The following is a 19,926-nucleotide window of genomic DNA, read 5'->3' as shown; positions in this document are numbered from 1 at the left end:
TCGTCAAGACCACCCAGCACAACCGCTCCGCCACAGAACTCAGGCTTCAGAAACAGCTAGCTGAGGATGCTTTGTGAGGTACTGAACCTGTTCATATTGATCTCTCCTGAGGGATACGAACCCCAACCACAATATATCAATAAAGTTATAAGTTGAGAAACCCACAGACAGCCTGTTCATCTGCCGAACGGTCTCTGTCTATCTTTATTGTCAGCTGGAAGCAATTTATAGCTGGCACCCAAGGAAACAACAGCGGGTTTTCTTGCGGTGTCCCTAACAGAATGTCAGAGAAAAAACCAAAACGGACGGGTTCCGGTAGACAATCTACCGGAACCGGTAGCAGTTTTCGTCCATCGGTCAAACTGTGGCATCGCATACGAAAAGCCTGTATTTTTCTCCAACTCGATATTGTAGGCATGGGGATCGCGGGAACACTTGTCACGATGGTGATCTTGTCGCTCGAGCCATCCCTGGCACCCGTCGTCGTTGGATTGGTCGCTTACGGTGTCTACGTCGGTGACAGAATCAGCGATGTGCGATACGACCCACAAGCGACGTCCGAGCGAAGTGCGTTCATCGGGCGACACAGGCGTCTGCTTTCGATCACGTCTGCTGGAGCATACGGACTTGCAATTACTCTCTCGGCGCTTGGTGGCCCACTTGCGCTTGCGGTCACCCTCGTTCCAGGCGTTACTTGGATCTTGTATGTAGCAGATCTGTCTGAACGATCGCTTGTGCCGGTCCAGCGACTGAAGACCATCTTTGTGCTTAATTCTACGCTTGTGGCACTGGCGTGGGCGACAGCAATGGTAGTCCTGCCAATTGTGTTTGCCGACGCCGCAATCACGCCACTTGCCATTGTGTTGGCGGTTTACTTCTTTGCCGATATTTTCGTCAACACTGAAATTCCGAACGTCCGCGACATCGAAGATGATGCCAAAAATAATGTCTCAACGTTCCCGACTGTCGTCGGCGTCAAGCGGACACGGCATCTATTGTACCTCATTAACATGCTCTCAATTCTCGTCGTCATTGGCGCGTTTCTTAGCGGATTCCTCCCAGCACTTTTTTCGTTGGTCCTTCTTGCTGGACGAGTGCTAGCGGTTTTCCTTAATAGTCGAATTGGGCGTAGTGACGACTACCGTCGCCTGGAGTTGCTCGGTGAGATGAACTACGTGTTCGTGGCGTGCGGACTGTTCATCGCTATCTTCGGGTAATCCACGGCACTTTCCTTTTTATTGAGCGTGGAAAATTAAATTTCTTAGACATAAAGTTAGTATACATAGATGTCCTTGTAAGACTGTGTCAAATACTATCTTTCTACTGTCTGTGTTACACATCTCCGTCGTTCTTGGCTCAGCTTCGGCTATTTTAGCGTGGAGAGAGGGGCAATCTCCGGGGGCGAGACCTCTCGTACTGCTGCTGGCCGGGCAGGTGTTCTGGTCGCTTATGCTTATTTTTCGACTCCGGGCACCTGCTGTGGAGGCGAAGCTATTCTGGATGTACATGATGTGGATCGGCGTCGTCGCAATCCCACTCGGGTGGATGCTGTTTGCGTTATCATACACCGGTCACGATCGTTTTTTGAAGTGGAGATATGTCTCAGCGCTTGCGGTCGTCCCGGTGGTAACCGTGATTTTATCCATTCTCGGGCCGGCTCAGGAACTTCTACAGATCAGTATCGCACAAGCTCCGGATCTCAGCGTCGCCCAGAACGACAGCGGGGGTATCTGGTATTGGATTGCCGCCGGTTATACGTATTTACTGGGTGCCGCGGGTAGTGCCCTGTTAGTCCGGTTGGCCCTGAGCCAGATGGCTGCGTTTCGGAAGCAGGCGTATACGCTGATTGGGGCGTTGATCATTCCCTGGGGTATAAACCTATGCTACCTCATAAACGTGCTTAGAACGCCTATTGACCCGACACCAGTCGCATTTTCAGTTTCTGGCGTCATCTACCTGACCGCCATTCGACGGTACAGTTTACTGCGAACGAATCCGGCACCGAACACTACCGCTCAAAGACTCGTATTTGATAGTACCCAAGAGGGGATACTTGTTCTTGATTTGAATGACAACGTGATTAATGTCAATAGTCCAGCACTAGAAATGCTTAATGTGCGAAGAGACGAACTGCTCGGGTCGTCTGCGCCAGAGACGATTCCTAAGTACGAGGCATTTCCAGATTCTGGAGTATTTGAAGACTTCCTTACGATACAAACCCACTCAGGTAAGCGGGACTTCAAGATCAAAACTGTCGAGATTACCACACAGCGAGGGCAGGTCATTGGGAGCATGGTGACGTTACAGGACGTGACTGAGTTCTTGCGCCAAGAACAGCGTCTACAAGTTCTCAATCGCGTGCTTCGCCACAACATCAAGACAGAAACTAACCTGATACTTGGGTATAGCGAGGACCTGCCGACGGAAGCAGCCGAGCGCGTAAAACAAAGCGCACTTCAAATCGATGAGTTAGGACAGAAAGGTCGCGAGGCAATCCGGCTTTTCAGTCGCGCCCGGGAAGAATCCGATGTCAGATCGATAGAAATGATTCTTGAAGAGCAACAGAGGGAGGTCAGATCACGCTTTCCGGACGTTACATTTGAGCTACAGTGTCCTGACCAGAATGTAGCCGTCGATGTGCTCGTTAGTCCGGTGCTTTCGAACGCTATCGAAAACGCTGCTGAACACAACGACAGTGACAGTCCACATGTTGAGATTGTTGCCAGCGTAGACGAGCAGATACAGATCGAAATCCGCGATAACGGGCCGGGGATACCCGAGCACGAACTATCCGTACTTTCTGAGGGAACCGAATCTGTGCTTCACCATGGGAGTGGGCTCGGGCTCTGGATCATCAAGTGGGGAACCAATCTCCTCGGCGGTCGTGTCCAGTTTGGCGAAAATGAGGTGACTGGAACTGTCGTCAGCATCTCACTCCCACGGAAAGAGCCGTCAGCGAACTAGAGCGGAAACGTGGGATGAGACTGTTCGTCTGTCCGATCACGGGATGTCTACAAATAAACAAGGCGAGTGCCTCGGGGCTTGACCCCGAGGGTGAAGCCGACCAATACCCTTACAATCAAATGACACGAAGCTATTGATACAGTCAGGGAAACTCCAAAGACGGATTAAAGATCTTAATCCAATGCTGACTGAGACACGATATGGAAATGTGGTGTCTCTCAAAACCCGTGTCTTCGACACGGTGAGACGGACACTATCGGGTCGTGGTGGAGCGACCGACTCCCACGGACGCAATCGGGCGTTCGGGTGTTAATTCCAGCCGAGTGCTGATACACGAGGTCGGGAGGAATTAAATTCGCCTGCGTCTGTCCGTCCGTTTCTAGACGATACAGACAAAACGGTGAAGCCTCGGGGCTTGTCCCCGAGGTACTTCACCTTAGACAGACGTGTTCATGACCTCAGCGAGTTCGCGGTCAATTTGTTCGACCTGCCGGGTTAGCCCCGCGACCATCTCTGTTTGATTGTCGTTTTCGTCCGCAATCTCTGTGACTTCTTCACTCACGAGGGCAGCCCGTTCAGAGACATCGTCGACAGCGCTCGATATCCCTTCAGCCACGCTCGCCTGCTCATCCGTTGCGTCTGCGATCTCGGTGATCCCGCTTTCGGTTTGCTCAACCGCAGCAAGGATTTGTTTCTGGTTTTCGAGGAGGCGTTGGATGTCGTTTCTCGCGGACTGGATCTCGGCGTTTCCTGCTCTTACTTCGGTAGTCGCCGTAGCAGCCTTCTCTTTGATCCTTGCGACGATTTCTTCGATCTCGTCAGCTTGATCTTGTGAGCGATTGGCGAGGTTCTTCACCTCGTCGGCGACGACCGCGAAGCCGTCACTGTCGCTGCGTGCCGCTTCGATGTTGGCGTTCAACGCGAGCATGTTTGTCTGCTCGGCGATATCGTTGATCACGCCGACGAGTTCTTCGACTTGTTCGATTTCGTTTTTCAACTCAGCGACGTCGTCTGCGACCGAAGCTGACTTCTCGGCTGTGTCGTCCACTTGGTCGATAACCTCCCCCGCGGTGTCGACGGACTCTTCGGCGAGGGTTCTCGATTCCGCGCTTTGGTTGCTGACTTCCTCGGCACTGGACGCAATCTCTTCGATAGTGGCGCTGAATCCGGAGATCTCGCCTTGGGTACTCTCGAGCTCGGCTGCCTGCTCGTCGACGAGCTGGCTGATTTCATTCGAGCGATTCGCAACTTCGGTTGTCGACTCGCTCAGCTGTTCCATGGACGTCTCGACATTGTCCGAGAGTTCTTCCTGGAGGTCGGCGAGCGTCTCCCGCTGTTCGACGACGGTGGTGACGTCGAAGAGCAACTCGACAGCCCCAACGACCTTGCCAGTGGGTGCCTGTATCGGGGTTCCAATCGCGCGCGCATGTGCTTTCGTGCCGTCCGGTCGTTCTGCGGATCGGAACTGGTCTTCACGGATGGGGGTTCCAGTACGGAGGACTTCTTCGGCAAGGGTCTCATCTTCGCCTTCAGTGCCGAAGACATCGTATGCGTTCATGCCGACGGCTTTGCTTGCGGGAAGGCCGAGGAGGTCGGCTGTTGCGGTGTTCCACTGGGTGATGTCACCATCGGCGTCGACGACGAATGCTGCTTCAGGAAGGTCCTCGATGAACTGCTCGAACGACTGTCGCCAGAAGTCCCCGCCAGATTCGGCGCTACTCTCTTGTAGCTGGTCGTTGTCTGTGGCTGCGGCCATATCGGGAGGCGTCTATCGGGGTTGATATGGGTTTTGACTGTATTACTATATTTGATAGAGATGTGTAACAAATCCGCCTCATACGATGATCATGTGTCTTATATCACCGGCTATTTTACCAGCTGGTAATGTCTAAAACAGACACCGACAGCACAGAAAAACCAGCTCTTCTTGGCCGAGTACTGTTTGGATCTGGCCTTGTAGCGCTTGCCGTACGGAATCTCACGAATCTTGATGGGCGGGTTGCATACGCCGATGCAAAAGGGGTGCCTGAGGCAGAGACACTTGTGCCGGCAGGTAGTGGTCTTCTTCTCGGTGGTGGTCTCGGAATTAGCGTGTGGAAGGCTCCAAAACTCTCTGCGAGCGCTGTAGCTGCGTTTTTGATAGGTGTGACGCCACTCATGCACGACTTCTGGGCAGTCGACGAGGAAGAGCGCGGTGGGGAACTCACATCGTTCCTTCAAAATATTACACTCCTTGGCGCAGCACTCGCTTTCTTCGGTCGTGCCAGAGAAGAATGAACTACCCCACTTCACCTGAAGATAGGGGCTAAGTCCCTTTCCTCAGCGAGCGACCGAAGGGAGCGAGCAGGGAGGGGATACAGCGCCGTCATCACCTTGACACCCTCCCCGCGCTGAATTCGGCAAGTCTCCGAGAGACCACCACTCACTAAGTATTTCAATAGAATTACAAAAAAGAATGAGCGAAATTAACGCGACTGACTACAGGCAGGACAGCCACCGTTCTGAAGATACACCGACATCTCGGTGTTGCTCCCGCATGTCTCACAAATACATTCCGTCGTAACCTCTATTTGAGGCTCTGCTCCGTATACTTGGTTGTGGGATACAGACCGTGAGATAATCCCCGTAGCAATCGTTTCTGCCTTTGTCTCGATCTGTCCTAAACTCTTAACTCGTGAGTGGATATCATTGATCTCACGCTCGTACTCAGTATCACGATACTCTGTCAGATACGTATATATTGATTGATATGAAACCATGTCTTCGCCGACTTCGTCGATGTCTACTCCCCTACTATCGAGATCAAATCCTGTCAGCGATTTATCCCTGTCTTTGATGATCGCAGTACACTCCTCTACAAGTGATCTATCCCAGATGATACCCGCTTCGCGGAGTGCTGCATCGAGTACACGGATGTTGAAGAATTCCGCGAGTTCACGACAAGAGCGTCGGGTACTCTCGGGCTTTGTCCACTCCGCAACCATTTCGTCGCCAATGCCGTCGAGGTCGTACTTGTCGATTACTCGAATAATCTTCGGTCGTGTACTTGTGGCGTTACGCATCGTTAGTGGACACGGTGAGACACAGGCGCTGATTCCGCTGTTCGACGCCGGGTGTGAGTTTGGAACGGCCCCCTTCACAGAGGGTAACGTGGATTTGTACCTCCTCTTTGGTGAGCTGGCGCTCGCAGATGGCGTCGGTTGTACGATCGCTTGCTGGGTGCCTCATTGGGACACACCCCGTGGTAAGAGAGGACGTAGGTGGTCGAGAAGCGATGCGGTCGGTGCGTAGTATTGTGGTGTCATGCGTGGTTCATCGGTGATGGTTTCGAGCGCTGCGGCTGGTCGGTGGCTGTGATGAGTTGGTGCGTCGGTGATTGCGGTACAGTCCTCCCGGCGCGGTCCCCACTGGTTCACCGGAAGGGCGGTGTCAAGGGAGGTGACAGTCGGGGCGTGTTGATCCCACGTGGGGATTCGATGTGGGTGTCGCCAGCCGACTCGGAGTGGAACCCACAGGGTAGGGGCGAGAGCGATTGAATGTGTTCGTGAGCGATGCGTCAACAGCGGGAGCCAGGAATGGGGGTGACCGAGGCACGGCGACGGCTGTAGTGATGGGTGACTGGGTTCGTCGGTGGTGACCCAGCGTCGGTGGCCATCTATCTGGACGGCCTGTACTCGGTCAAGCGCTTGGACAGTGCCAATCCGGCGATCATAGCTACTGGCCGCAATGTCGGCCCGCTCGAGTAACGCTGAGCGGCCGAGCGGCTCGTCGGCTCGAAGCAGGGCCGCATACAGCGCCGTCGCCGTTGGCACGAGATCGGGACGGAACCGCGCGACAGAGAGCGTCGCCGCCGCGCGTTCAACCGCAGCCACGGTCGGGGAGTGGGACTCGTTCAGCGCGCGCAGCAGGCTCACCACGACGTCGTACGGGCACGCACGGCGCGTGGTGTCCGCCGGGCCGAACGAGCGGAGACAGAGCCGCACGAGCCGCTGTCGCTCGCGGGGTGTCCACTGGGCGTCGTGGGTCATCGCAATCTCGTCAATCACCCGCCGGATGGCGGGGTAGGTCGTCCCGTCGACGACCGGGATCGAGAGAGTAGGGGCGGTTTCGATTCCTTCAGCGATCGCCTCTCGGACGGCGGTGAGCTCTGTGGTGAGTGCCTCTTGGATTACATCGCGGAGATCGGTGATCGTCGGGCCCGCAAGTACCCACGACATCGTCAGATCCATCGTCGCGTCAGGCTCGACGTCGTAGGGAAGCCGCCGCCGCAGTTTGGGCGGGCGCTCTTCGAACAACATGCGGTATCCCGAGTGAACTCCGTAGACGGATTGTTTGGGCACCGTCTTCGCGAGGAACGTGCAGAGCTGCCGGCGTTGCGTCGAGTTTCGTGCGAGCGCCGCGGTGTCCGGGAGTCTGATTGTGGTCGTCAAATCAACGCCGATCGCGTGATACAGGTGGGTAGCCGAGGCGACCAACCCGTGGAGGTCTTCGAAGAGTTCGCTTCGGGCGGCACTATTGGTACTGCTCGTGTGTTTGGCGACACGAGCGAGGAGCGTATCGCGGACAGTCGTAATGCGCTCACGCCACGCCGCATATGTGTGCTCGTCTTCGCTGTACCAGCCAACCTGGTGGCCACGACACAGCACTCGTGGGGCGTCTTGTTCGAGATCACCACGGTGGATTGCTTCGAATGCGCGGCCAAATCGCGACGGCGTCAGGATCTTCGAGAGCGCCTTATCGCTGAGTAAGACAGCCGCGAGACGTCCCAGGGTGGCTAAGGGCCCACCCCACTGGAGGACGACCTGCGCCTCGCCGGAGGTGTGGCTCAGATACCCAACCCGGCCGTCATTGAATGGCGTTGGGGTGTCATCGACGAGCGTGACGCTATCGTCCTCGGCGGGGGTTGTGAACCGGTCGTGTAGGTGGGTTTCATTGACGGTGTCGGGCCCCCTGAGCCACTGGACGAACTCTCCGTCGGCGTCGGGGTCACCCGTCGCCGCCAGCCACTCCTCGAGTGAGGGTGGGGTGTCACCTGTGGGATCCCCCCGGCGGGGCGACACTGTACTTGTGACATCGTGAGTGGTCGCAGTAAGATCGTCAGTCAGTCGGCGTTGTTCGGGATGGACGAGGTCGCCGGCAGCGTCGAGATACCCAGCCACGGCCGTCTGACCGCGTTCAGAGAGTGTGACGCTGTGGTGAGTGCCTCGACGGTCGACGTCGACGAGCCCACGCGTCTCGAGATCAAGGACGTACCGGCTGACCGTCCCTGCTTCAATGTCGATCGCATGATCGTGTTCGAGATCCTGGTAGGTTCGCCCAGTGGTAGCGTCGAGATTGGTGAGGAGGCGTCGTTTCCCCGGTGTGTGTTCGAGCCCATCGAGCGCTTGCCAGGCGGGGTGGCGCTCGTCGGTGGTCGGCTCGTGGGACTGCCCGCGGTGGGGGTGAGGGTGGGACCGATCCCGGCCATGGGTAAGATCGAGGTGGATTTCACACCATTGGGGGTACCGTCTGGTGAGGTGCCGCTGGAGCGCTGGGGAGACGACAACGCGGACGTCGAACCCGGCTGCGAGCACGGCGATGGTCGCGAGCGCGCGGACGCCAGTTCGGCGGTCGGTGAGATCGGTCCAGGCTGGGCCATCGAGTGCGAGGGTGATCGCTCGGGGAGTCGCGTCGAACTCGCGGTGGAGCGCGACTGGTCCCTTTGCGAGTGAGCCAAGCCCGGCGTTGACCGCGCCGCGGCCGGTGCCGACTGTATGAACTGTGTCGCGTAATTCGTCGTGGCGTTGCGTGTGGTATGACGACTCGGTGTCGCCGTCGACGAGCGCCAACTCGGTAATCGCCTGCGTGTACGCGACGGCCTCGGCGGTCGCATCGTCCCACGTGTTCTCGAGGGAGTTCCACTCCGGAAGGGTGGTATCGAGGAGTGACGTACTCGCCCGCCACGGGTCGCTGTGGGGTGTCTGGGTTCGGACTGTTTCTGTGCTCGCCTCACGAAGCTGGTTGAGGAGTTCGGGTATCCACTCGGTCAGCCGCGGCGAGACGCTTCCACAGCGGCTGCCGGCGGCGTCATACTGTGTGGTTGGGCCCACAAGATGGACGCCACGCTCGTGGCCTTGGCCGGCGGGCTGTGCGTGCCCGCGGCGGGCCTGCTCGTCTGCTGGCATCACTTGGATGGCTCCCAGCAGTTGACCACCGCGACGAGCCGCCGGAGCAGCTCTCGGATGTACTGGCGGACTGTTCGCGAGACAGGATCGACACTACGGGCAATCCGGACTGCGGCCGCGATGTCTGGATGGTGTGTCTCGTCGATAGTCCGCGTCGCTCGGAACAGCGCCGCCGTCACGCCGGCTGCGTCACTGGCGGTACTCGCGGTAAGCGCCCGCCGAAGGTGTGCGATCGTCGCGAGGGTAATGTCCAGGTCCGTTGTTGATGGTCGGGTGGACGGACGCGTTCGGTGGTGCTTGGGCCGTCGTTGTTGCGCGGCCTCGGTGCGGGATGGTGACCGCATTAGTCATCCCCCTCCGTCGTTAGTGGGGAACTGACCGTCACCTGCGCCCGAGCGTCGCGCCGTCGCTGCCGGTGGGTCGCTGTCGGCGTGACCTGCTCGGCGAGTGGTGTCTCGGGCGGCAGCCAGCGGATCGTCGTCGTCGCTGGCGCGCTCACACCGAGTGGGACCGGCTCGACGAGAATCGGCCATGTGGATTGGGTCGCGGCGTCTGAGGCGAGTCCGATACGTCCGGCGACCAGCAGTTCGTAGACACCGAGGGTGAACACCTCCTGCTGGCGGTGTTCACGGTGCGCGCAGACGCAATGGCCAACTTCGTGGGTTCGCTTCTCGGCCGGCTTAGAGACGTACGCGACGATCTCATCGCCCTCGGTGAACGAGCGCCCGCAGTGTTGACATGCCCCTGACGTGGACGCAAGCGACAGCTGATCGAGGCTTGCGATGGTGTCGTTCGTGACGGGATTTGTTGGTGCGTCGGCGGGCTGCTGGTTGTCTCGACTCATGGCCCCCGATTCACGCTCGCGATCGATTGGCCACAGTACCACCCACACCGCGGGCAGACCCACCCGTTCACGAATCGGTTGACGAGTCGGTCACACTGGCGGCACCGCCAGAGCTTCTTCATCATACGCGGCCCTCCGCCGCTTGTTGAACGGTGATCTCGTTGAGTTCGCCGGTGAGGGTCTCGCGGGCGTCGAAACGGATATACGGTGGGCGGGTGCGAATCACGTGGCATCCCCCTCCGCCTGCCACGCGCGGCGCGCTTCGAGGGCGCGGCGGGCCGCCTCGGTGAGGCTGTACTCGTTGGTGCGCCGATTGCGTGCCCGCTTGGCGACGAGGCCACACTCGACGAGCGTGTCGAGATTCTGGTAGAGGCGGCTGTGGTTGATCTCGTCGCTGTAGTAGTCGGCAAGGTCCGTCTTCAGGGCCGTCCCTTTCCGAGCGTTCTCGTGGGAGAGCGCCCAGAGGAGATCGCGTTGGAAGGCGGTGAGGTCGGCGAGCCCGGTCGGCTCGTCGCCGGCGCGTTCCGGGTCGGCGGCGGCGCTACGCATCGCGCACCCCTGCATCGCGGCGCGCGGCGAGCGGCTTCGCCGCGCAGTCGGCGCACAGGTGGCATTTCACCTGCGCGCAGAACCCATCGGCCGGGTCGCCGCAGATCTCGCAGTCGCCGTTGTTATGTCCGCTCGGTTCCTCGGTCGCCGCGCAGGGCTTATGCCCCGCAGTTGCCATCGTCAGCATGGTTCTGTGGCCCAACACAGAACCCGACCCGGCCGAGTGTGCCAGCACTGCGGCCGGGATCCTACATTTCATCGCGAGCCGAGGGTTCGTCACTCGGGCCCCGTAATTTCGTCAACGAATTCTAATGTTATAAAGTTAATGGAGATTCATGCCCAACCAGATGTTTTCCATATAACTAATTCGGTGAAACGATTATGCGTCCGTAACATCTCATGAACATGAGGAAAAGCGCTGATTGGATGACTATCTGGGATGACCGAATACTGGAAGTGATCCGGGACGAAGGCTCGGGATCTCCAACTCCTCTTTCAGAACACGACTACATCCACATATCTGCGTCACAGGTCTCTAAACGTCTAAAAAAGCTGTCCGAACATGGGCTTCTTGAGGCTCTTGGAAACGGTATCTACGTCACAACACCTGACGGGGAGAAGTATCTTGATGGAGAGTTAGCCGTCGACGATATAAACGGGCACTCGGAGAACGGTGACGAAAGCGCACAGGTGTAACATGAAAAAATCCGCGAACTGGATGGTCAGCGAGGACGATCGCATCCTTGAGTATCTCGACCGTGAGGGGGCGTCGTCGTGGTGGGAAGTCGCTCACGACCTCCATCTCCAGCAGCGGCTCGTTCGCACCTGGCTCCGCGTCCTCGCGAAGGCTGGCTGGATCACCTCACACGATCGCGGCGATCTCGACGATTACTGGTCGATCACGACGTGGGGCGCGGGGTATCTCGACGGCCACGTGAACGCCGATCTTGTTCGGCCGCTGCCGGCGCTTCGGCCGAGCTACGCTACGCGGCCCGAGGAGTGGACGGGGTTCTGATATGCCGGATGAAATCACTGGAACACACTCGTACCGGGATTTCATCGATCCGAGCGCCCCAATGTACCTCTCTGATCTAGACATCCTCAAAGCCCTCCAAGACAAAACCCACGTCACTCCACACCGGCTGGCACAGGATCGCTTTCGGGAGAACGTACTTCGTCTACAACTCCGTGATCTCGAACGTATCGGTGCTGTCACTCAAATAGGGCTGGAAACCTATCAGGAGAACTCCTATGGCTCAAGACTTCTCCGAGATCCGCCTGAGAAACACATAGAGAACGATATTCTTGATGTTGAGGGGATATCTCCGGACGCATTCCAAGCAGACGACTGGCGGCTTCGTGACTTCGGCTCCGTCAACGCTCAGGTAATCAAACAGCTCAACAAAGAGTTCTACGAGGAACCAGGCTCTACCTACGGAGAGGTACGAGAAAACGAACCGGGGCTGACAAAACAGCGGATTTCTAATGTCATAGACTCAGATATCCGCCGCTTGATCCGGGAGTTTCCCACCACCGCACCGCTTCCCGAAGCATGCGCTCACTGGATTCGAGCAATTGTCGGGCTCCACCTTTTTCCCGACGCAAACCACCGAACTGCGACAAACTCGCTTGAATATCTTGTTGAACAGTCTGACGGTCCGAGTGATCGAATTATCACCCCGTCTATTCCTCGTTTTGTTCTTCATTCAAAATATACTCGAACGTTCCAATCTGACGTTCGATACAACACGTTGTGGGCAAAAGATGAACTGTTCAGCGTCTGGCACCGATACTTTACTCACACACTCTGTCCGGGATTAGAAGAGCGCCGACCACACGATCCGCCTACAGAAACATTAGATCAAGTACTGGAAACAGCACGAGAGGTATTAAACGGAATTGAAAAAGACGCGTCGAACGATAGCGGTAGCTGATTTAATCCTCCGCAGTAGCGTGTCCCGAACCGACTTTCCCCATTTCGGCGTAAATCTCCTTGTTTTCTTTACGGAGCTCACGCATACGCTCCAAGGGGTCTTCTTCCATGCTGCTACATACGAAGTGGACTCGTGATAATGCTTGTGGTACGATGTACCTCTATAGTATTATCCGGAGTTTTCGACGATACGACCGTTGATTCGATACCCGCGTAGGTCTTGAAGAGATTTCTGGATACTGGATATCGGTGTGATACGTTGGTTCACTATTGCGGTACCCTTTCGAACTATGTCGGTGGGCTACGTTGTTGTTCTTACAACACAACTTCAACTGTTCAGATCTCGATCTAATATGGGAGGCAGTCCTTCGGTAGATTTGAATGAAGTGTACCTCACAGGGGTTCGTCTGAAACGCCGGAACGGGGTCGCCATCGAGTTCGTGATCGTGCTTCAACCCCACGAGGAGTTCATCTGAAACACCACAAGCGCTATCGCACCCATGACCAGCACCATACTTCAACCGCACGAGCGTTCGTCTGAGACCGCCCCGAGGAGTTCCGCCGAGACGCGGTCAGTCAAGCTTCAACCGCACGAGGGTTCGTCTGAAACCGGTCGGCGGCGAGCCAAAGACCGAGACTGCGGTAGCTTCAACCGACTGTGTTGAATCGCCATACGGAGGCGAGGTAGGCCGCTAAATCAAAGGAGTTGAAGCGGGAGAGTTCCGTCGACCATGACGCAAATCTCCCGCTTCATCGGGGAGGTTGTACCGGTTGCTCAAAGAGTTACTGGCGATGGAGGTGAATCCGCCGCCACCGTCCGGGGCGGCGGATTCGCCGACTACGCACTCGTTTCCCTTCACTGTCTGCGGATTTACCTCGATTNGCTCAAAGAGTTACTGGCGATGGAGGTGAATCCGCCGCCACCGTCCGGGGCGGCGGATTCGCCGACTACGCACTCGTTTCCCTTCACTGTCTGCGGATTTACCTCGATTTGTCGTACCGCATGACGATCGACCTGCTCAAAGAGATGTCACAAATAATCGGGGAGATCGGCCTCAACGCGGCCGATCTCCCTGCGCCGTCCACGTTGTGTAAAGCGTTCGACCGGATCAGCATGAGCGTCTGTCGAGTGCTGCTGCGCCAGTCGGCGCAGCTGCACGATCTCTCTGAACACGCCGCGATCGACGCCACGTTCTACGACCGCTCACCAGCGAGCCGCCACTACTGCCAGCGAATCAGCTACCGCGTTCAGAAGTTGAAAGTCACGAAACTCGCCGATACAGCGTCGCAAGCCGTCATTGACGTTCACTGCTCAACGAATCGGGAAGGAAGTGACACGGACCTCGCAGAGCAGATCGCCCGCCGGAACGCGGGCGGTCTGCGGTCTCTCGCGGCCGATAAAGGCTACGACAAGCAATCGCTCCGCGAAGGATTACGCGATCTCGGGATCAGGCCGCTGATCAAGCACCGCATCTTCGCACCGTACGACCACGCACACAACGCCAGAATCGACGATAATCGCTACAATCAACGCTCTATGACCGAAACCGTGAACTCGGCTGTGAAGCGCTCGCTCGGCTGCGCCGTGCGAGCGCGGTCATGGTTCCGTGAGTTCCGCGAAATCGCGCTGATGTGTGTCGTCTATAACATCAAACGCTTCGTCAAACAGTGAATCTCTCCGCCTTACAGCGATCCAACACAGCCCCTGAAACAGCCGGTCGGTGAATTCTCTGTATTGACCGTGATCGGCCTGGAACATATCTCCTGCTGAAGATCTCAACAGAGCCAGGGACGTGAAATACAGTCCTCGAACAGTAGTTCGATCACCCGTCGTGGTCAATATACCCGGCTTCCCATTCAGTCCGAGCTTCGATTTCTCTAGTGCCCCGGCGAGTAGTGCTGTACTCGTTGGTCCGGCGGTCGCGCTGGCTCTTCTCGATAAGTCCCTTCTCAACGAGTGTATCGAGATTTGGATAGAGCCGACCATGATGGATTTCCTTTTCGTAGTAGTCCTCGAGCTCGTCTTTGATCGCGAGTCCGTGGGGGTCATCAAGTCCGGCAACTACGTACAGCAGATCGCGCTGAAAGCCAGTAAGATCGTACATGTCGCAATTTTCGTAGTCGAGTTTTGAAATACTATTGATCTGGTGACTGCGTGTTATAGAATGCGTTTTACACCCTCTCCGCAGTGATTTTGACTGCTTCATCTCACGCTTGAGTCGGAGAAGTACCGTATTTTCGTCTCTATAGTCGGGCTATCGTGGGGCAGATGCTACAGCAGAGACTGGATCTCGGTGGAGAGTGTCTTCAGGTCTGCTGTCGCGAGCTCGTCAGTTGCGATAAGCCGAAGTCGGGGGCGACCGATATCTAGCGGGACTTTTTCAGTCTCGATGAGGTCAGCATCTTCGAGTGCTGATTTGGCCCGTGAGAAGGTCGCTTTCGAAGCGATACCCGTATCTTCTCCCCACTTCGAGATGTCGTAGAGGAGGACCTCGTTGCGGGCTGCGAGAATAAGCATGATCTCGACGATACTGAGGTATTCGTTGCTGTTGGAAATCTCATCAGCGTGTGCGAGGACTTCGTCGAGGTCGGCTGCGATATCGTCGCCGATCTCTTCTCGGAGCGTCTCTTTCACTACTGAGAGGGCAGGTGTCCGGAGGTGATACTGCTCTGCGGCTTCGAATCTGGAGTCGAACTCACCGTAGACTGATGAGACCAGCTCGGGGTCCGAGCTCGAAATACTGTGGTTGTCCATCACAGGAACTACAGTCTCAGATTCGGTTGTGAAGATAGTATTCTGAACTGGCTCCGTGAGTGTTCGGAGACTGAGTTGCTCTCGGTGGATGAGTTCGGCGATCTTTGAGGCCGTGAGGAAGCTGTAGAGGGCGTCTTTGATTTCATTTGAGTCTGCGAGCAGTCGGACCTTGGGCTGGTCTTCACCCCTTATTGCTTCCTCTGCGAAGGCTGCGATTTGTTCAGAGCGAGGATTGATAAACAATGCTGGCTCCTCTCGTTCGAGAATCATCTGAGTGAAAATGTGTTGTTTGGTCATATTTTGTAATTTTATCGATATGTACTTAACAGATGTGATATCTGAGGATTGGACTACTTTGTCGGTTACGGGATAGATCTGACTATCCGTTTCGAGTACGCTCATAGGAAGCAGATTGTTGGTCGCAGTAGTGACCCTCGATCTGGGGTAGTAGAATCCATGGTGGTTGTACAACCGTCATACCACCCAGTCTGTAGATGGGTGACAGACTCGCGCAGTGTATTCAGCAGCGCCCACGAGATCTTCTCAGTTTCTGTCAGTAGTGAGGTGCGAGATACAGAGGGTGAGTTCAGCAAGCCATTGATGTTTGTTTCACTCGACCAGTGACGAAAAAGCCCTCAGGTAGTGCGCATTTACTGCTTCAATCTCGCACCGCTGTCTGTTCCGGAGGATATAGGTCGTATCACAGACATACATTAGACAGTTGAATATGCGCGACGCTATAGCCGAGACACTTCCGGGGTGGGCCACCTATCTTGCGGTGGTTTTCACCGTCGTCCTTGGTTTTCTTGTGGCCGATTTCTTTGGACTCGGTATTCTAAGTCGGGTTGTGGTAACTCTAGTCATCTATGTGATATTTAGTAAGACACTCGGCCTTATTTTGAACTAAAGAAGTATATACAGTTGCTTTTGTTGAGACTGAGAACGCTATGAATCTAACATCGAGACCAGCGGGGTCGAGTGACCGACTTGCGCACTGTATTCAGCAGCGCTCACGAGATCTCCTCAGTTTCTGTCAGTAGTGAGGTGCGAGATACAGAGAGTGTAGATCGCACGGAAACTCCGTTTTTTCTCCATCTAAATCCAGAACTAACCGATAGAACGTGTATGCTGACTCGCTAGTATTCTGTCCCGCTAACCAAGCAGATATACATCTTCTAGAGGGGTTCAGTCCCACTTCCGCGATTTTTAAGTTGCAAAATGGTCATAGAGGTATTGTGTACGAATTGGTCCACCGCTATGCCCCCCAGAGCCCCGCTGGTCGAACTGCGATTGCTATCATCGGCGGTTTGCTCGGTGTCCCCGCGTTTGTGCTCGGACTTATCGGACTGAGTGGAAACGTTGCGGCAGGCCTCTTGTTTCTCTTGGTCAGTACAGTAATACTCGGAATATCCGGACAATTAACACTAGGTGTCGTCCGTCAGGCGAATGCGGCTCCAGCATCCAGTCCACAGGACGACCAGCAGATAGACGACGCAAATGAGACACCGATTGAAACGCTTCGACGACGATACGCGGAGGGCGAAATTGACGACGAAGCATTTGAGCGACGTCTCGATCAACTCATCGAAACGGAAGAACCGGAACAGAGAAAGACCGAGAGTGAACGTGTGTTAGAGTAGGTATTTGTATTGACCGCAACGGAGGGAATATGTTCTTTGTGAGGGTTCTAACCGAACCGGTCACTCCGGCTCGGTGTACGCGCGCCGCCACAACAACCACGTCGACCAGACGAGGAACGGCAACAGAACGATACCCTGCACAAGACCACTCGACGATCGCCACGGCCCCACGAGCCACGCAACCGCACTGACACCGACAGCACTCCCGACACCGACCGCGACCACGGCGATTCGCCGATCCATCGGCGGCAGATCGGTGGATCGAACCGGTAGATCGAACGTGGAGACGAGCGCCTCGCCGTCGGCGACTGGGCCGACGGACCGCTCCGTCTCGTCGTCACCAAACCCGGTGGTCAGCTCGATAGTCCGCGTGCCGAACGCGCGGTCTGGGAGCCGGGTGTGGACCACGCTCGCATCGCGGAGGCGGTCGACGGAGGCCGCCCACTGCGGCTCGTCAAGCCACGTGTCGTACGCAATCAGCCGGTCCCCGTACCGCCGATACTCGACCGGTGCATAGGTGAGCGCAAACCCCGCCGCGTTCACGGTGAGCGCGCCGAGGTAGATCGCAAACACGGCGACCCCGGACCCAACGACGACTGCGCCGGGAGCGTCGCCAACGAACAGCCCAAGCCCGGCGATCCAGACGACAAAGAAGCCAGTCGCGTAGACCGGAGCGACACTGGTGAGCGTTTTGAGGACCGCGGTGACGACGGTGGTCCGACAATGAGCCGGAACTTGGGCACCGGGTTCGGCGTCGGGAACCCTGATCGGTTCCGGTTGGTCTGGGGAGTCGGCTGGACCGGCGAGCCAGCTGGAGACCCGGCCGCTGCTGGAGGCATCATCGCCGTGAGTCGCCCGAAACGACGACCACTCGACGAGCAGCTTGACGACGACGAACGCAGCGAGCACGGCGACCCCGCCCCCCGCCGCGTTGAGGGGCGAGAGCGCGAACAGGGCGAACACGAGGAAGAACGCCCGCCTCATCGGGGTCTCAACGACCGCATACGGCGAGGTCTCTGCGTACCGTTGCCGGCCGACATAGTCCCGGGCGATATCGATCGTCTGGCCTGCGACCAGCGCGAGCCCTGACGCGAGCACCGCCGGACGAGAGAACAGGGCCGGCACGTTGAACTCCTGCGAGAACGCGACGCCGACGACTAGCGTGATCCACGCGGCCGCGCCGCAGACCGCCGCTGCGAACGGGATGTTCCGAAGGTGAATGGGGGGCAGCCACGTAACCGGACGGACCGCACCGCGCTTGCTCGCCAGCGGCGCTTCGGTGACGCTTATCACGCCCGACTCACGGTCTTCGGGCGGCGGTCGGGCCGCGAACAGTGCCTTTACGCCCGCTAGCGGGATCGAAAGCACAACTTCGACCGCGTACACCACGGCGAGCGTCGCAGGGTCCCAGCCGAGGCGGAGCACACCGACGAGCGGGATCAGGTTGACGATCAGGATAGGGAGGAACCCGGTGACTCCGGAAGAAGTCCCTCGACTGTGGTGAGCGATGGAGGGCATCCGTCGTCGTTTCCTGAAACGATCGGCCGTGTTCATAAGCACTGGTAAGGGCGGGTCGACCCACTCTGTGAAAGCATCGCTGCGTTCCGCCCGACAGACGAATGTCACGTCAATCATCGTGGCCGATGTCTCGCTGCTCGTCTACTGTACACGATCGATACAGCGCTCTGAGGGGAGGGTCTCTACCGTCTCGTAACAACCTCAAAGAACTCTCACTTGTAGTGTCGCTCTCTCTCACGCTGAAGTGGCTTTGTTGAGTGTCCATGCGTCCGAGACGCTTCCCGGGAGAATAAATATATATGAGACAATAAGATCGTTGTTCACACGAGATCGATGGCTGAGACGAACTGATTCGGCAACTACTGTTTAGCGCGGGAAGGGTGTCAATCAATCACAGTACTTCCCTCAGGTGGCGTACAATCAAAGACACCGTCCACAATCTCATTGTCAAATCCAATCTCCTCAAACTCTCGTCGCACAACGAAGGCTCTCTCCTGAAGCTGATACTCATATTTTTGGCTCTATTGAAATCCTCAGCAAGTGATATATTCTGACTCGGTTGCGGTAATACAGATCAGAGACGGACCATTGACTTCCTGTATCGGTCTATCAGCATGACTCGGAAAATGAGCGTAAAGTTACTCTTGAATGTCTAACTCCCCCTCCTCAGCAGTGGCGGCTTCCCGCCACCATACCAGTTCAAACTCGATACTCTGTTTCGCCTCTGTATCCCCTTCAGACCAGTCTGATTCGCCCTCGAGTTTGAAGGTTACAGGCTCTGTCGGGTCTAACTGTACTCCCGTTCCCCCGAGATCGAGAGTCACGTTCCCGCCACTGTCAAGTTGGTCAGCCAAGTCCCGGAGATAGGTAGCGATCTCCGCTCGTGTTTTCTCCTCCTCCGTTTCGAGTTCTCCCATACCCAATAGTACACCGTGATCCGGAATAACTGTTATTGGGGGTCTATCGGGAAATCGGAACGTTGCCGGATCAACACGTTCGCAGCTCACATCGACCGGCTGTTTCAGGTGAGAATATATCTGAAGAATAGGATTTCAACAGAACCTGAATTGGGAAACGTGTCATCGGCGATCCTTTTCGGTATACCCGGGGGAAGATGTGTTCCAGAACAGTTCTATACAGCAAAACAGCCCACGGACGCGATGTCCGTAGGCTGTGTGTGGGAGTATGCCCCCGTATGAATGGGTAGGCGGCGACTCGTGGTTCCCAGAGGATCGCTCACTCCAGTACTTCACGATACGCTGGCGGGCTTAACTTCCGTGTTCGGAATGGGTACGGGTGTTTCCCCACCGCTCTGGCCGCCTTCATGCCAACTCTCGGGCTCGAACCGAGACTTCCCGACCTCGGGAAGACGCCTGTGTTGGTCTGGTTCGACACCAACCGTGTATTACGTGCGATCCAGGTACCGCCTGAACTCATGCGAGTCGTGGCGCGTCAGCGCCAATGAATGTGGCTCGGTCTGTTAGTGCTCGTGGGCTTAACACCTCGTTGCCTCGGTGCGTACACCCCGAGTCTATCGAACTCGTCTTCTACGAGTGACC

Annotated in this window: 17 protein-coding genes, 2 rRNA genes and 1 pseudogene; 9 read left to right on the top strand and 11 right to left on the bottom strand. The window is 56.6% G+C overall.

Annotation, left to right across the window (positions count from 1 at the left end; genetic code table 11):
* Positions 1 to 416 precede the first annotated feature (416 nt).
* Positions 417 to 1,217, top strand: a complete 801-nt coding sequence (locus C466_RS15715; protein ID WP_160163037.1) for a UbiA family prenyltransferase — start codon at positions 417 to 419, stop codon at positions 1,215 to 1,217.
* Between the two features lie 85 nt (positions 1,218 to 1,302).
* A complete protein-coding gene (locus tag C466_RS15710) occupies positions 1,303 to 2,964 on the top strand; it encodes a histidine kinase N-terminal 7TM domain-containing protein (protein ID WP_321163781.1) in 1,662 nt (553 codons plus the stop codon).
* Positions 2,965 to 3,400: 436 nt separating this feature from the next.
* Here the strand turns inward: C466_RS15710 and C466_RS00485 are convergent, their stop codons facing one another.
* On the bottom strand, positions 3,401 to 4,720 hold the full coding sequence (locus C466_RS00485) for a methyl-accepting chemotaxis protein (RefSeq protein WP_004595507.1): 1,320 nt from the start codon (positions 4,718 to 4,720) through the stop codon (positions 3,401 to 3,403).
* Between the two features lie 128 nt (positions 4,721 to 4,848).
* On the opposite strand from C466_RS00485, the gene C466_RS15705 reads away from it, so the two are divergent.
* Positions 4,849 to 5,241, top strand: a complete 393-nt coding sequence (locus tag C466_RS15705) for a DoxX family membrane protein (protein ID WP_004595508.1) — start codon at positions 4,849 to 4,851, stop codon at positions 5,239 to 5,241.
* 188 nt (positions 5,242 to 5,429) lie between these two features.
* On the opposite strand, the gene rdfA is transcribed toward C466_RS15705, so the two are convergent.
* The 4 genes from rdfA to C466_RS00465 all read right to left on the bottom strand — a co-directional run bounded on the left by rdfA (position 5,430) and on the right by C466_RS00465 (position 10,521).
* Positions 5,430 to 6,026, bottom strand: a complete 597-nt coding sequence (gene rdfA / locus C466_RS16365) for a rod-determining factor RdfA (RefSeq protein WP_152418545.1) — start codon at positions 6,024 to 6,026, stop codon at positions 5,430 to 5,432.
* 162 nt (positions 6,027 to 6,188) lie between these two features.
* Positions 6,189 to 9,128: a plasmid replication protein RepH gene (locus C466_RS17235; protein WP_239641165.1), complete on the bottom strand. Its 2,940-nt coding sequence runs from the start codon at positions 9,126 to 9,128 to the stop codon at positions 6,189 to 6,191.
* Between the two features lie 343 nt (positions 9,129 to 9,471).
* Positions 9,472 to 9,972: a hypothetical protein gene (locus tag C466_RS00470; protein WP_004595511.1), complete on the bottom strand. Its 501-nt coding sequence runs from the start codon at positions 9,970 to 9,972 to the stop codon at positions 9,472 to 9,474.
* Positions 9,973 to 10,194: 222 nt separating this feature from the next.
* Positions 10,195 to 10,521, bottom strand: a complete 327-nt coding sequence (locus C466_RS00465) for a helix-turn-helix transcriptional regulator (protein ID WP_004599505.1) — start codon at positions 10,519 to 10,521, stop codon at positions 10,195 to 10,197.
* Positions 10,522 to 10,926: 405 nt separating this feature from the next.
* On the opposite strand from C466_RS00465, the gene C466_RS15700 reads away from it, so the two are divergent.
* The 5 genes and pseudogenes from C466_RS15700 (at position 10,927) to C466_RS00455 (ending at position 14,126) form a co-directional block, all read left to right on the top strand.
* Entirely contained in the window at positions 10,927 to 11,217 is a 291-nt protein-coding gene (locus C466_RS15700; RefSeq protein WP_004595513.1) for a helix-turn-helix domain-containing protein, read from the top strand.
* A gap of 22 nt (positions 11,218 to 11,239) precedes the next feature.
* The gene (locus tag C466_RS00460; protein ID WP_004595514.1) at positions 11,240 to 11,536 is read left to right on the top strand and encodes a hypothetical protein; all 297 of its coding nucleotides are present in this window, start codon (positions 11,240 to 11,242) and stop codon (positions 11,534 to 11,536) included.
* Position 11,537: 1 nt separating this feature from the next.
* Positions 11,538 to 12,455 (top strand): hypothetical protein, encoded by a 918-nt coding sequence (locus tag C466_RS16360; protein ID WP_152418546.1) that lies wholly within the window; start codon positions 11,538 to 11,540, stop codon positions 12,453 to 12,455.
* Positions 12,456 to 13,185: 730 nt separating this feature from the next.
* Positions 13,186 to 13,335: pseudogene (locus C466_RS17615) on the top strand (IS5/IS1182 family transposase); the annotation flags it as partial.
* Positions 13,314 to 14,126 (top strand): IS5 family transposase, encoded by an 813-nt coding sequence (locus tag C466_RS00455; RefSeq protein WP_080510527.1) that lies wholly within the window; start codon positions 13,314 to 13,316, stop codon positions 14,124 to 14,126. The pseudogene C466_RS17615 and the gene C466_RS00455, both read left to right, overlap by 22 nt.
* A 151-nt stretch (positions 14,127 to 14,277) precedes the next feature.
* On the opposite strand, the gene C466_RS00450 is transcribed toward C466_RS00455, so the two are convergent.
* Both C466_RS00450 and C466_RS00445 read right to left on the bottom strand, forming a co-directional pair.
* Complete coding sequence (locus C466_RS00450; protein ID WP_004599500.1) at positions 14,278 to 14,559, bottom strand: helix-turn-helix transcriptional regulator; 282 nt, start codon at positions 14,557 to 14,559, stop codon at positions 14,278 to 14,280.
* Positions 14,560 to 14,726: 167 nt separating this feature from the next.
* The gene (locus tag C466_RS00445; RefSeq protein WP_004595517.1) at positions 14,727 to 15,506 is read right to left on the bottom strand and encodes a transcriptional regulator TbsP domain-containing protein; all 780 of its coding nucleotides are present in this window, start codon (positions 15,504 to 15,506) and stop codon (positions 14,727 to 14,729) included.
* A gap of 938 nt (positions 15,507 to 16,444) precedes the next feature.
* Between C466_RS00445 and C466_RS15695 the strand changes: the two genes are divergently transcribed.
* Positions 16,445 to 16,849 (top strand): SHOCT domain-containing protein, encoded by a 405-nt coding sequence (locus C466_RS15695; protein ID WP_004595518.1) that lies wholly within the window; start codon positions 16,445 to 16,447, stop codon positions 16,847 to 16,849.
* A 60-nt stretch (positions 16,850 to 16,909) separates the two neighbouring features.
* Here the strand turns inward: C466_RS15695 and C466_RS00440 are convergent, their stop codons facing one another.
* The 4 genes from C466_RS00440 to C466_RS17110 all read right to left on the bottom strand — a co-directional run.
* Positions 16,910 to 18,484: a DUF6498-containing protein gene (locus tag C466_RS00440; protein WP_239641164.1), complete on the bottom strand. Its 1,575-nt coding sequence runs from the start codon at positions 18,482 to 18,484 to the stop codon at positions 16,910 to 16,912.
* Between the two features lie 521 nt (positions 18,485 to 19,005).
* Positions 19,006 to 19,284, bottom strand: coding sequence for an amphi-Trp domain-containing protein (locus tag C466_RS00435; RefSeq protein WP_004595520.1), 279 nt, complete (start codon positions 19,282 to 19,284; stop codon positions 19,006 to 19,008).
* Positions 19,285 to 19,569: 285 nt separating this feature from the next.
* Positions 19,570 to 19,691 (bottom strand): 5S ribosomal RNA (rrf, locus tag C466_RS00430).
* Between the two features lie 136 nt (positions 19,692 to 19,827).
* Positions 19,828 to 19,926: ribosomal RNA gene (locus tag C466_RS17110) — 23S ribosomal RNA — on the bottom strand; the annotation flags it as partial.

It is taken from the genome of Halorubrum distributum JCM 10118, from assembly GCF_000337335.1.
Lineage (GTDB): Archaea > Halobacteriota > Halobacteria > Halobacteriales > Haloferacaceae > Halorubrum > Halorubrum distributum.
This window is presented reverse-complemented; position numbering and strand designations above follow the sequence as displayed.